Raw genomic sequence first — 13,531 nt, forward strand, 5'->3', positions numbered from 1 at the left:
TGCCGTCTGTCTGCTGTCAGGCTGCCGTGGACGCCGTGGCGGCGGTCACGAGGCGGCCTTTTCGGCGATGGACAGGAAGCGGCTGGGATGGACGTCGCGCACGTTGTAGACCCAGCCCTTGATCTGCTGGCTGACCAGAGATTTGGTGGAGAAGTGGTAGATCGGGATGACCGGGTCGTCGTCGATCATCGCCTTCTCGGCCTGGCCGAGCAGGGAGGAACGCTGGGCCGCATCCTCGCTGGCCGCCGCCTTGGCAAGCAGGTCGTCATACTTGCGGCTGCGGTATCCGGGATCGTTGCGCGGCGGCAGGGCGGTGGACAGCATCAGGTTGAGGAAGACGGTGGGGTCGGCGTAGTCGCCGATCCAGGCGGCGCGGACGATCTGGAAATCGCGCCGCGCGCGGCGCTTGAGATAATCGGTGCGTTCGACGCTGACCGGCTTGACCTGGATGCCCTTGCCGAAGGCGTCCTGCCACATGGAAATGACAGCGTCGGCGATGACGCGGTTGTTTTCCGACTGGTTGTAGAGGATCTCGACCGCCAGCGGCTGCATCGGGCTGAAGCCCGCGGCCGAGAACAGGCGGCGCGCCTCGCGCAGGCGGTTGTCCATCGGCTCGGCGATGAAGTCGGCGGTCTGGCGGCGATAGTTGGGGACGATGGGCGGCACCAGCCCATAGGCCGGCGTCTCGCCGGCGCGCGTCACCTTGTCGACGATGTTCTCGCGGTTGACCGCCAGCGACAGCGCGCGGCGCAGGTCGCGGTTGCTCTTGAACGGCTCGACCGTGAGGTTGAAGGCGTAATAGTAGGTGGCCAGGAAGGGCCTGTTCCAGAACACCTTCGGTTCGGTCAGCGAAATCCACTTCACCCGGTCCTGCGGCACCTCGTAGGTGAGGTGGAGGGTGCCGGCCTTGAAGCGGTCGACCTCCTCGGCGGCATCGTCGATGGGGAAGAAGTTGACCTTGTCGATCGAGATGCCGCTGCGGCCGTGGAAATTGGCGTTCCTGCCCAGGCCGATCTGCTGGCGGGCCCGCCATTCCTCAAGCACATAGGCGCCGTTGCTGACCATCTTGCCGGGGTCGGTCCAGCGCTCGCGCTGCGACTCGACGGTGCCGCGGTGCACGGGCAGGGCGCTGTTGTCGGCGGCGATCAGGTCGAGGAAATAGGGAGTGGCCGCCTCCAGCGCGATGGTCACGGTGCGCGGGTTCGGCGCCGCGACGCCCAGCGTGTCGGCCGGCTTGGTGCCGTCGATGACGGCGGCGGCACCCTTGATGACGCGCATGTTGGAGGAGGGCTGGATGCCGTCCTTGGGCGTCAGGGCGCGGCGCAGGCTGTAGACGAAATCCTCGGCCGTCACCGCATCGCCGTTGGACCAGCGGGCGTCGGCCCGGAGCTGGAAGCTGTAGAGCTTGCCGTCCTCCGAGACCTGCCAGCTTTCGGCGACGCCCGGCAGGATGCGGCCATCGGGGCCATACACCACGAGCCCTTCGAACAGGTCGCGCAGGATGTTCGATTCGATGCGCCCGTCCGTGCGGTGCGGGTCCAGCGTCGACGGCTCGCCACCGTTGCCGCGGTTCAGCACCGTTGCCGCCTGCGCCACCGTCCCGGCGAAAAGCGCAAGCCCGGCGGCAACCATCACCGCCGATACCTTCTTCTTTAGCTCTGTCACCGGTAGCCTCGCAATCTGGCGGTGGAATCGGAAAATGATCGGTGTCCGGCCCACCGGTCCGGGGCTGCAGGCCGCCAGGCGGCCGGACGCGCATCCCGGCAGTGGGCCGAATTCCTTATTGGGTGCCGGCGGCGCTCCAACTGCGGATCCTGGTTTCCAGGAAGGCGCCGGTCCGCTCCGCGGCCAGCCGGGCGCGGGCGTCGGCCAGCCAGGGTGCCGCCACCGGTGCGGCAACGCCGTCGAGCGACGCCATGATGTCGATGGCCGCCGCAAGTTCGCCGGCTTCGAGCCGGGCCGCCGTGGCCGCCAGCAGCGCCGGGGTCCTGGTTTCGGCCGGTTGGGGAGCCGCCGCTTGCGGAGCCGCCACTTGTGAAGCCGTGGTATCGGCCGCCTGCGGCGGCGAATCGGACGCCGATGCCAGGATGACCGTCGAGAGGCCGGTCATCCAGCCCCAGACGGTTTCGCGCAGTCCGCCTGCACCGTCCTGCACCTCCGCCTGGAGAGCGGACGGCACCAGCAGCCCGAAGGACGCATAGAGCTGGGTCCGGGTCGGCACGCCCTTGGCCGCGTAGCCCGACACCGAATCGAGCGTCTTCGAGAGTTCGGGATCCGCCGCAGCGGAGAGGCGCATCAGAGCGAGGTCGTCGGCGAAGGGATCGGACGTGCCGAGCGACTCCTTCAGCAGGCGTGCCGCCATCACCGATACCGCGCGGCCGGTGACGGACTGCTGGTCGATGCGCTTGCCGGTCGCCGCGACCGCCTGTTCCAGCGCCGTCAGCTTCTCCGGCATCGCCGTCAGCCCCGCGACGGTCCGCTCCAGCGTATCGAGCTTCAGCTGGGTGCGGCTCGGAGACAGGAAGGACGAGCGCAGGTCGTCGGAATAGAGAACGGTGCCGCACACCGCCGCCGCCGCCAGCAGGATGGTCAGGACGATGGGACCGTTGCTGCGGCTGGGCTGCACGATGGCGGGCGCGGTCTGGAGTCCGGGCGTGGCCGTTTCGGACGCCTGCCGGTCAATGCCGGATCGGCTGCCGGTTTCTTCTGTGGATTGGACGTCTTGCATACGATCACGCTCCGCTCGGGTTTGGCATGGCTGCTACGGTTCGCGAGTCACTGTCGACGACCGATTTCCAAGCCGGCGACAGGGGCGGCGCCGACGGTGCCGGGTGGCATCGTCTTCCTGCGGCATCGGCATGTGAAAAGGCGGTCCTTGATTCGAGTGTCCAGTAGTCCGCATATCTCATATCGGACAGGCTACCTCAATCAGGGTAAACGGAAAAGAGTTCACGGGAAATTTGCAGACTCCGGCGGTGTTGAAACTTTTTGTTCCGAATCAGAGTCTTATTGTTGTCTATCCGAGAAATTTTCATCAAAGGATGCAGTGGCTTATCACTGGCAAAATGTTAAGTTGAAAAGGTAATCGTCGACGATAACAAGGATTCTTGTCGCCGGATTCCTTGAAAAGTTACGGCTCTTAACAGTCTTGGCGGAGTGATCCCTGTCAGAAGATTTCGCAATCCTGCCGTTTATATTTCAGAACGTCGCATCCCAACATGATCATTCATAATTCGTTAGGCTTCCTCGGGTCCAATGACGGCAGGCGGGGTTTGCGCGCCGGCCGGGGGAAGCGGGTCCGGAAGCGGGTCCATATCCGGGACGGTCGTGCGTTCGCTGCTTTGCCGACCGGATCCGACATCATCGAACGCCGGAATCTACATGCCGAATGTGTTTGGAACGGTGGATCGCACCATGGCGGGCCAAGAACAGCCTCATGCCGTCGGCTCCGCAACGCCGGCGAAGGGCCCCCGGCAGCGGGGCCGGCAGCTGCCCGGCCGGCCGATGGCGCTCGTTCGGAGCGTGGGGCTGTCCCGCGCGGTGTCCTCGGCGGTTTCCGCCGCAATTCTTCTGGCATCGCTGTCCGCGGCACCTGCCGCGGCCTGGAGCCGTCACGGAACGGAAGCGGAGGATGAGGCTCCCGTCAGGGTGCGGCGCCCGCCCGCCGCTCCGGCCGTCACCTCGACTGCCGCCTCGTTCGCCGCCTCGTCCGCCGATGGGGCTTGGCTGTCCGGCACCGGCCAATGGATCGGCTCGACCGCCTGCTCGGCGGCAAGCGCGGTGGTGAACACGGCAACCGCACCGGTCGCGGCGGTCGGCAGCTATATATCCAGCGGATCGAACGCCCTCAGCCAGTTCAGCTGGGAAGTCGCCTATATGTTCGGGGTCAACCGCACCCCGGTCAGCCAGGTCCATGTCACGGACGCCGCGATGCCGGCGGTATCCGCGCAGGATCCTTCGGCACGGGAGGCCGGCCAGACCGCTCCCGCAGCGCCGTCACCCGTTCCGAACGCCGCGTCTCCGGCCGCTGCCGTTGCTTCGCCGTCGTCCCAACCTGCTTCGTCCCAACCGGCTTCGTCCGAACCGGTGCCGGAAGCAGCCGCGCCGAAGCCCCCGGTTGCAACATCCGAACCGGCAACGCCGCCGGTGGCCGCCGTGGCCGAAGCGGTGGCCGCCGCGCCGCAACCGCGCGCGACGGATGCGAAGCTGCTGGCATCGCTGGCGGTCGACAAGCCTCAGCGCAGGCCGGACGGCTCCTACTTCGTGCCGAAGCCGCTGCAACGGATGTTCGACATCCGCACGCACAGGGCCGACAGCGTGCGCACGCCGCTGACGGTCAAGCTGCCCGGCCGGATCGTGCCGGACCCGAACGCCCATGGCGATGTCGAGGCAAGCCTGCTCGGCCGCATCGAACCGCCGAAGACCGGCATGCCGGTCCTGGGGGAAACGGTGCGCAAGGGACAAATCCTCGGCTATGTCGCGCCGGCCATCGGCGTCGTCGATCGCAGCCAGGTCCGGCGCGAGGTCGCGCGACTGACCAACGAGATCCGGATCACCGCCGAGAGCGTGGAGATCCTGAAGCAGTTCTGGTTCGTGCCCTTCCGCGACGGCAAGGTGATGCAGGCGGAAGTGCGGCTGGAAGGTCTGCGCCGCGAGCGGGAGGCCCTGCTGCCGATGCTTCAGACCCAGGAGGTGCTGCGGGCGGCCATCGACGGCGTGATCAGCGCGTCGACCGCCATCAACGGCCGTATCGTCCATCCCGGCGAAAAGATTTTCGAGATCGTCAACCCGCAGCGCCTGTGGATCGAAGCGGTCGCCGCCGACCCGGAGGTCGCCCGCGGCACGCAGTTGGTCCAAAATGCCAGCGCGGTGACGCCGGAGGGCGACGCGCTCGACCTGACCTTCATCGGCAGCGGGCTGGCGTTGCAGCAGCAGTCGGTGCCCCTGATGTTCCGGATCGAGAATCCGATGGATGGACTTCGGGTCGGCCGTCCGGTGACCGTCACGGTCCGCAACGAATCGAAGATGCGTGAAGGCATTCCCATCGCCCGTGAGGCGGTGGTCAACGATTCGGGCGGGGCCGAGCAGGTCTGGGAACTGGTCGAGCCTGAGGTCTTCATGCCGCATACGGTCAAGACCGAGATGATCGATGGCCGCAGCGTGCTGATCTCCGCGGGATTGGAGCCGGGCGCCCGGATCGTCACCCACGGTGCCCGTCTGCTGTCGCAGTTCCAGTAACGCCGCCCTTCCGTTTCCGCCCGGCAAGACCGACGCCTGGCCGAGACGATGCCAAGCCAAAACAATGAACGCAAATACAGTGGAGGACGCCATGGAATTTCGCAGCAAGACGGCAGACTGGCTCCGTTGCGCCGCCGCCGGCACGGCGTCCGCCGTGCTGGCGGTGTGTCTGGCGACAGGGCTGACCGCCGGTTCCGCCGGCCGGGCGCTGGCCGATGAGGCCGGGACTGCCGCGTCGCCGCGTGTCGCGATGGTCTTGGACCTCGCCCGGACGATGGTGAGGGGGGCTGCCGCGGAACCCGTCAGCGTCGTGGTGATCGCCAACCAGAAGCGGCTGTTCGCCTTCGTCGACCGCTATGACAGCAGCGAGGCTTTGAGCGGAGCCGAACTGCGGATCGACACCCCGCGGCAGACGCTGGAGCTGAGCGAGGTTTCTCCCGGCATCTACCGCTCCGAACCCTACCTGCCGCCGGCCAGCGTCACGCCGCTGACGGTGAGGATGGCGCTGGCCGGGGCGACCGCAACCGGAGCCGCCGACCTGCTGGTGCCGCGACTGGCGGACACCGTCCCCGGCGCCGCATCCGCCCACCGGCCGATCGTTTGGGCGGGGGTGGCGGTCGCCCTGATCGTGGCCCTCCTGTGGCTGTGGCAGCATCCGGTGGCCATCCGCCGCCGCTGGCCCGGCAGGCCGGCCTGATCCTTCGCCACCTCCAGCCTTCCGGCCGCCTTCGGAGACGCCCGTCGTCATGTTCACCTTTCTCGTCGGAATCAGCCTGCGCCAACGTCCTCTCGTCCTGATCGCGGCGCTGCTGATCACCGGCTGGGGCGTTCTGATCGCGCGGGACATGCCCATCGACCTGCTTCCCGACCTGCATCCGCCGATGGTCACGATCGTCACCGAGGCCGGCGGCTATGCGCCCGAGGAGGTCGAACAGCTCATCACCTATCCGATGGAGCTGGTGCTGAACGGCATGCCGGGGGTATCGCGCATCCGTAGCGCGTCGAGTCCCGGCTTTTCGCTGATCTATGTCGAATTCGTCTGGGGCACCGACCCCAACCGCAACCGGCAGCAGGTGACGGAACGGATCGGCATGGTGCGCGAGCGGCTGCCGGCCGGCGTCGTCCCGCATCTGGCGCCGATGTCGTCGGTGATGGGGCTGGCGATGCAGCTGGTGGTGCAGGCTCCCGGCATGGATCCGATGGCCCTGCGCGAGGTGGCCGACTGGACCGTCCGGCCCCGGCTGATGGCGGTGGAGGGGGTGTCGCAGGTCTATGTCGTCGGCGGCGACGTGCGGCAGTTCCGCTTCACCCCGAATCCGGTCGCCATGAATATGCTGGGCATCACGCTGACCCAGGTGGAACAGGCGCTGACCGCTTTCGGCGGCAACAGCAGCGGCGGCTTCAACGACCTCTACAACACCGAATTCATCATCCGCAACGTCGCCCGCAGCCGCAGCCTGGACGATCTGCGCAGCCTCGTGGTTGCCTTCCGCGACGGCCGTCCGGTGCTGCTGAGCCAGATCGGCGAGGTCAGTTTCGCCGCCAAGGTGAAGCGTGGCGAGGGCAGCTTCAACGGCGAGCCGGCCGTGCTGATGGCGATCCTCAAGCATCCGAGCGCCAACAGCGTGGCGCTGGCGGAGCGGGTGGAGAACATGCTGGCGGAACTGACGCCCTCGCTGCCCCGTGGCGTGCAGGCCAACCGGATCTCCTACAGCCAGGCCGACCTGATCAGCGCCTCTGTCGACAATGTCGAGGATGTGCTGCGCGACGCCATCGTCATCGTCGCCGTCGTGCTGGCCGCCTTCCTGTGGAGCGCGCGCACCACCGCCATCTCGCTGCTGGCGATTCCGGTGTCGCTGATTCTCACCATCATCACGCTGAAGCTGATGGGGTCCACCATCAACACGATGACGTTGGGCGGCATCGCCATCGGCATCGGCCAGCTGGTCGACGATTCGGTGGTCTATGTTGAGAACACGCTGCGCCGGCTGGGCGACAACCGACGGCGCCACCGGCCGCTGGAGGTGATCGAGGTCATCATGCGCGCCTCGCAGGAGGTGCGGTCGGGCATCATCTACGCCACCGCGATCATCCTGCTGGTCTTCCTGCCGCTGTTCGCCCTGCCGGGGGAGCAGGGGCGGCTGTTCGGCCCGCTCGGCATCGCCTACATCGTGTCGATCTTCGCCAGCCTCCTGGTGTCGCTGACGGTGACGCCGGCGCTCTGCGCCTATCTGCTGCCCAACATGAAGCATCTGGAGGAGTCGCATGACGGCCGGCTGATCCGCTGGCTGAAGCGGTTGAACGGCCGGGCGCTCGGTTGGGCGCTCGACAATCCGCGCGCGCTGCTGGGCGCCGCCGCCGGGCTGGTGGTGCTGTCGGCGCTGGCCCTGCCGCTACTGCCGCGCTCCTTCCTGCCGCCCTTCAACGAAGGCACGCTCTATGTCCAGCTGCTGAACCGGCCCGGCATCTCGCTTGCCGAATCGAGCCGGGTCGGGGCGATGGCGGAACAGATCGTCCTTCAGGTGCCGGAGGTGGTGAGCGTCGCCCGCCGCACCGGCCGCAACGAGGACGACGAGGACGCCGATCCGGTCAACAGCAGCGAGTTCCCGATCCGCGTCCGGCTGGACGGCCGCAGCCGCGCCGAGGTGATCGAGGATCTGCGCGACCGCCTGTCGGTGCTGCCGGTCGATCTGACCGTGACCCAGTTTCTGACCTCGCGCATGGAGGTGGCTCAGAACGGCGTGCGCGGCGCCATCGTCATGAAGATCTTCGGCGAGGATCTGGGCACGCTGCGCATGCTGGCCGGCCGCTTCCGCGAGAAGTTCGACGAGATTCCGGGGCTGCGCGACCTGCTGGTCGAGCAGCAGGTCCAGGTGCCGCAGATCCGGATCACCCTGGATTACGAGCGTGCCAAGCTGTTCGGCGTGACGCCGGCGCAGCTGGCGCAGGCGCTGGAAAGCCTGTCGAACGGCCGGACGGTGTCGCAGGTGATCGACGGCGGCAAGCGGTTCGACGTGGTGCTGCGCCTGTCGGATGCCGACCGCACGCCGGAAACCCTGGCCCAGATGCGCATGGAAACCCCGGCCGGCTATGTGCCGCTGTCCTCCGTCGCCACCATCGTGAACGCCGCCGGACCCAACCAGATCATGCGCGAGGCGGGGATGCGCCGGATCGTGCTGACCGCCAACACCGACGGGTCGGACATGTCGGCCATCGTCGCGCAGATGCGGGCGAAGATCGCCGCAACCCCCTTGCCGTCGGGCTACAACACGCTGCTGGAGGGCAGCTTCCGCCAGGAGGAGGAGAGCCGGCCGGTGATGGCCGGGCTGTGCGCGGTTTCCATCGCGCTGGTGTTCCTTGTCCTGTACCAGCGCTACCGCTCGGTGGTGCTGAGCCTGATCGTGATGGCGAACATCCCGCTCGCCCTCATCGGCTGCGTTGCCGCCCTGGTCGTCTTCGGCCAGGATCTGAGCCTTGCCGCCATGATCGGCTTCATCGCGGTGACCGGTGTCGCGGTGCGCAACGGCGTGCTCAAGATCAGCCATTTCATCAACCTCGCCCTGCACGAGGGGGTTCCGACCGGCCGGGTGCTGATCATGCGCGGCTGCGAGGAACGGCTGACGCCGGTGCTGATGACCGCGCTGTCGGCCGGGCTGGCGCTGATCCCGCTGCTGTTCTCGTCCGATATGCCGGGGACGGAAATCCTGCATCCGGTGGCGGTCGCCATCTTCGGCGGGCTGATCAGCTCCACCCTGCTGGACACGCTGACCACCCCGGTGCTGTTCCAGTGCTTCGGCCAGGAGGCGCTGGAGCGGCTGCGCGTGGTGGCCGAAGGCGACCTCGCCAGCGAGACCTTCTGACCCACGAGGAGACAGCATCATGGAGCCGACCTCCCTGACCGTCCTGGTCGTCACCGCGTCGCTGCTCGGCGGCATTGCCATGGACGTGGGCATGAACACGCTCCAGAACTGGTACGACACCTTTTATCAGGACGCATTCTGGAGCAGCCGGAAGGTCAGCCCGGAGCTGGAGGCCCAGCTCGCCCGCGAAGAGGCGGAAATCGACCGGCTGATCAGGGCCAGTGACTTTGTGAACGAGGAAAGCGCGAAACCATGAATTCGACCCGTCCGGCCCTTCGTCCGCTTCCCCTGGCCGCCTTGGCTCTGTTCGTCCTGGCCTCGCCGTCGACGGCCGGGGCGCAGAGCGCGCGCGACACGCCGCCGGCGCAGGTCACGCCGCTGGACGGAGACTTCGTGGCGACCGCGCGGATCAATGTGCGCGAGCAGCCCTCGGCGCGGGCGGCACGCATCGAACTGATCGATGGCGGAAGCCGCCTGCGGGTGACCGGCAAGGTGGCCGACGCCCCCTGGTACAGCGTGGTGACGCAAAGCGGCCGGACCGGTTTCGTCTCGGCCGACCTGCTGCGTGCGGCTGCTCCGGCAACCGGCGGCGCCTCCGGCCCGGCAAACGCACCGGTTCCGGTCTCCACGCCGGTTCCCGTCGCCGCGGCGTCCACTCCCGCGCCGGCACCCGCCGATCCGGTCCTGCTGGAGCGGCTGGACAAACTCCAGGCCCGGTTGGACGAGATCGAGCGGAAACTGGCGGCGATGCCCGACCTTCAGGCCCTCGCGGATCGCGGTGCCGGAGATACCTCCCGGATGGAGACGCTGAACGCCACCGTCGAGATGGCGAAGGGAATGATGGAGACCCTGTCCGCGTTGCAGGAACAGGCATCGACCCGGCTGAACGAGCAGCGTGAGGAGTTTGGCAAAGTCAGCGACCGGCTGAAGTCGGTCGAGGAGGACATGCAGCCGGCCGTCGAGTGGATCAAGCAGTGGAAGGACAAGGCCCCGCCGCTGGCGGAGGAGGCGAAGGGATGGTTCTCGACCGCCACCGGGACCGTGTATGGCTGGATCGGCGCCTGGCTGCCATGGGGCGGGCGGGCGTCCTGACCCCTGTCGCCCCCCGGCGTTGCCGGCAGACGCATGAAGCCGGGGCTCTCCCGGCCGGCAAACCGCCGGCCGGAGGCAGGGTGCGTCAGGCGGTGCGGTCCTGGGACAGGTTCAGCTCCTCGATCATGGTCTGGCGCATGACGAATTTCTGGATCTTGCCGGTGACGGTCATCGGGAATTCTTCGACGAAGCGGATGTATTTCGGGATCTTGTAATGGGCGATGTTGCCCTGGCAGAAGGCGGTCACCTGCTGTTCGGTGAGCGCCGTCCCCGGCTTCGGCCGGATCCAGGCGCAGAGCTGTTCGCCATACTGCTGGTCGGGAACGCCGAACACCTGCACGTCGGCGATGTCGGGGTGGGTGTAGAGGAATTCCTCCACCTCGCGGGGATAGATGTTCTCGCCGCCGCGGATCACCAGATCCTTCAGCCGGCCGACGATGTTGCAGTAACCCTCTCCGTCGATGGTGGCGAGGTCGCCGGTGTGCATCCAGCCGGCTTCGTCGATGGCCCTGGCGGTCTGCTCGGCGTCGCCCCAATAGCCGCGCATCACCGAATAGCCGCGGGTCAGCAGTTCCCCCGGCGTGCCCGACGGGACGATGCGGCCCTCCGCATCGACGATCTTCACCTCCAGATGCGGCTGGATGCGCCCGACGGTCGAGACGCGCCGTTCGAGCGGGTCGTCGGTGGAGCTTTGGAAGCTGACCGGACTGGTCTCGGTCATGCCGTAGGCGATGGTGATCTCGCGCTGGTTCATCTCGGAGACCACGCGCTTCATCACCTCGATCGGGCAGGGCGAGCCGGCCATGATGCCGGTGCGCAGGCTCGACAGGTCGTAGCGCGCGAAGTCGGGATGGTCGAGCAGGGCGATGAACATGGTCGGCACGCCGTGCAGCCCGGTGCAGCGCTCCTCCTGCACCGCGCTCAGCACGGCGACGGGGTCGAAGCCCTCGCCAGGAATCACCATGCAGGCGCGGTGAGTGATGCAGGCGAGGTTGCCCAGCACCATCCCGAAGCAATGATAGAAGGGGACCGGGATGCACAGCCGGTCCTGTTCGGTCAGGCGCATCGCCTCGCCGACGGAAAAGCCGTTGTTCAGGATGTTGTGGTGGGTCAGCGTGGCGCCCTTCGGGCTGCCGGTGGTGCCGCTGGTGAACTGGATGTTCACCGGATCGTCGAATTGCAGAATGCCGGCCAGCCGTCCCAGCTCCGCCACGTCGGCCGGGCGGGCCAGTGCCGGCAGGTCGTCGAAATTCAGCATGCCCGGCGTCTTTTCCGCTCCCAGGCGGATCAGGTGGCGCAAGGTTGGCAGCCGTTGCAGCGACAGGGGCTTGGTGGCCGCCGCCTGCGCCAGTTCCGGCGCCAGTTTGGCCATCATGCCGAGATAGTCGCTGGACTTGAAGGACGGTGACAGGATCAGGGCGGCGCAGCCGACCTTGTTGATGGCGTATTCCAGCTCGTGCAGGCGGTAGGCCGGGTTGATGTTGACCAGGATCAGGCCGGCCTTGGCGGTGGCGAACTGGGTCACCACCCATTCGGCGTTGTTCTGCGACCAGATGCCGATGCGCTCGCCCGGCTTCAGCCCCAGCGCCACCAGCCCCGCCGCCACCCGGTCGACGGTGCGTTTGAACTCCGCATAGGTCCAGCGGACAGTCTGGTGACGGACGATCAGGGCAGGCCGGTCGGGGGACAGCGCCGCCATGCGGTCGAGATGGGCGCCGATGGTCTCGCCCAGCAACGGGGTGTTGCCCGCTCCGTGAACATAGCTCTGGGTCAGCGACGTGGTGTCGGTACTCAAGGCTGCTTCCCTTCCCCGGATAATTTATGGACCGGCGGTCCTTTATGGGCACCGCCCCCCGGTGGGAGCGGTGCGGTTCCCCTACTGAACCCGCGCGGAGGCGGCCTGTCGATCCCCCGTTCGGCTAGTTGGCCCGGTTGATGATTGTGAGCTGGGTGAATTCGGCCAGCCCCTCCTCGGCGAACTCGACACCCAGGCCGGACTGCTTGGCGCCGCCGAAGGGGATGGTCGGGCCGAAATCGAGATGGGTGTTGATCCAGACGGTCCCCGCCTCCAGCCGGCATGCCACCCCATAGGCCCGGTCGGGGTTGGACGACCAGACCGACGCGCCGAGCCCGTAGGGAGAGGCGTTGGCGCGCCGAACGGCATCGTCGATGTCGGTGACCTTGATCACCGGCAGGATCGGGCCGAACTGCTCCTCATCCACCAGCCGGGCGCCGTCGGCGATGTCGCGGACGATGGTCGGGCGGATGAACCAGCCGGGCCCGCCGGTGACGGCACCGCCGGCGATGATCCGGCCGTCGCGTCCGGCCTCCTCCAGGAAACCCAGAACCTTGTCATACTGCGCGCGGTTCTGGAGCGGACCGATCCGCACGTCCGGCAGCAGCCCGTCGCCGACCACCGCCGCCTCAGCCAGGGCGGCCAGCTCGGCGCAGACCGCGTCATAGAGGCGCTCATGCACATAGAGCCGCTTGATCGCCAGACAGACCTGCCCGGCATTCATGAAGGCACCGGCGAACAGCTTCGGCGCCACGGCCTTCGGGTCGGCGTCGTCCAGCACGATGGCGGCGTCGTTGCCGCCCAGTTCCAGCGTGATCCGCTTGATCGTCGCCGCGGCCGAGGACATCACCCGCCGCCCGGTCTCGGTCGAGCCGGTGAAGGTCACCTTGCGCACGTCGGGATGGCTGGAAAGGCGGGCGCCCAGGTCGTTGGCGTCGGTCACGATGTTGACGACGCCGGGCGGCAGGGTTTCGGCGCACAGTTCGCCGAAGCGCAGGGTGGTCAGCGGCGTGGTCGGCGCCGGCTTGATGACCATGCTGTTGCCGGCCAGCAGCGCCAGCGGCAGCTTGAAGGCGACGATCAGCAGCGGGTAGTTCCACGGAATGATCGCCGCGACCACGCCCAGCGGCCGGCGGTGCAGTTCGACCCGCCGCTGCTCGCCGTCCTCCACCACCCGAACCGGCAGGTCGAGCATGGCGAGGCTGCGCAGGAAGGCCTCAGTATAGGCAAGCTCGGCGGTGGATTCCGACAGGGGTTTCCCCTGTTCCCGGGTCAGCAGCCGGGCGAACTCTTCGGCGCGGCGGTTCAGCGCGTCGGCAAGCCGCAGGATCGCCGCGCGGCGGTCCGCGATGGGCAGCGCCGCCCAGCCGGGGAAGGCGGCCTTGGCGGCGGCGACCGCCTCGTCCATCTGGGCCGCCGACCCGCGCGGGCAGTCGGCGATCACAGCCTCCGTCGCCGGGTTGACGACGGGCATGGTGGTGTCGCCGGCGACCAGTCGGCCGCCGATCAGCAGTTTGTAATCGGACATCGGGATGTTCCGGAATTG

The 13,531-nt window shown here is 67.7% G+C and carries 9 protein-coding genes; 5 read left to right on the top strand and 4 right to left on the bottom strand.

Going from position 1 to position 13,531, the window contains the following annotated elements; genetic code table 11:
- Nucleotides 1-45 precede the first annotated feature (45 nt).
- Entirely contained in the window at nucleotides 46-1,665 is a 1,620-nt protein-coding gene (locus ABNQ40_RS00505) for a peptide ABC transporter substrate-binding protein (protein WP_109050746.1), read from the bottom strand.
- A 115-nt stretch (nucleotides 1,666-1,780) separates the two neighbouring features.
- Nucleotides 1,781-2,728, bottom strand: coding sequence for a mitofilin family membrane protein (locus tag ABNQ40_RS00510; protein ID WP_199235361.1), 948 nt, complete (start codon nucleotides 2,726-2,728; stop codon nucleotides 1,781-1,783).
- Nucleotides 2,729-3,414: 686 nt separating this feature from the next.
- Here ABNQ40_RS00510 and ABNQ40_RS00515 point away from each other — a divergent pair.
- The 5 genes from ABNQ40_RS00515 to ABNQ40_RS00535 all read left to right on the top strand — a co-directional run bounded on the left by ABNQ40_RS00515 (nucleotide 3,415) and on the right by ABNQ40_RS00535 (nucleotide 10,190).
- Complete coding sequence (locus ABNQ40_RS00515) at nucleotides 3,415-5,238, top strand: efflux RND transporter periplasmic adaptor subunit (protein ID WP_391345305.1); 1,824 nt, start codon at nucleotides 3,415-3,417, stop codon at nucleotides 5,236-5,238.
- A gap of 91 nt (nucleotides 5,239-5,329) precedes the next feature.
- A complete protein-coding gene (locus tag ABNQ40_RS00520) occupies nucleotides 5,330-5,935 on the top strand; it encodes a hypothetical protein (RefSeq protein WP_199235360.1) in 606 nt (201 codons plus the stop codon).
- Between the two features lie 49 nt (nucleotides 5,936-5,984).
- Nucleotides 5,985-9,098 (top strand): efflux RND transporter permease subunit, encoded by a 3,114-nt coding sequence (locus ABNQ40_RS00525; protein ID WP_109050744.1) that lies wholly within the window; start codon nucleotides 5,985-5,987, stop codon nucleotides 9,096-9,098.
- Between the two features lie 19 nt (nucleotides 9,099-9,117).
- Nucleotides 9,118-9,354, top strand: coding sequence for a hypothetical protein (locus ABNQ40_RS00530; protein WP_109050743.1), 237 nt, complete (start codon nucleotides 9,118-9,120; stop codon nucleotides 9,352-9,354).
- Nucleotides 9,351-10,190, top strand: coding sequence for an SH3 domain-containing protein (locus ABNQ40_RS00535; protein ID WP_109050742.1), 840 nt, complete (start codon nucleotides 9,351-9,353; stop codon nucleotides 10,188-10,190). The genes ABNQ40_RS00530 and ABNQ40_RS00535 overlap by 4 nt, the downstream gene beginning before the upstream one ends.
- An 85-nt stretch (nucleotides 10,191-10,275) precedes the next feature.
- On the opposite strand, the gene ABNQ40_RS00540 is transcribed toward ABNQ40_RS00535, so the two are convergent.
- Nucleotides 10,276-11,964: an AMP-binding protein gene (locus ABNQ40_RS00540; RefSeq protein ID WP_109491046.1), complete on the bottom strand. Its 1,689-nt coding sequence runs from the start codon at nucleotides 11,962-11,964 to the stop codon at nucleotides 10,276-10,278.
- A 145-nt stretch (nucleotides 11,965-12,109) separates the two neighbouring features.
- The gene (locus tag ABNQ40_RS00545; RefSeq protein ID WP_109050741.1) at nucleotides 12,110-13,513 is read right to left on the bottom strand and encodes an aldehyde dehydrogenase family protein; all 1,404 of its coding nucleotides are present in this window, start codon (nucleotides 13,511-13,513) and stop codon (nucleotides 12,110-12,112) included.
- Nucleotides 13,514-13,531 lie beyond the last annotated feature (18 nt).

Origin of the sequence: Azospirillum sp. A23, from assembly GCF_042938965.1 — a bacterium.
Taxonomy (GTDB): domain Bacteria; phylum Pseudomonadota; class Alphaproteobacteria; order Azospirillales; family Azospirillaceae; genus Azospirillum; species Azospirillum melinis.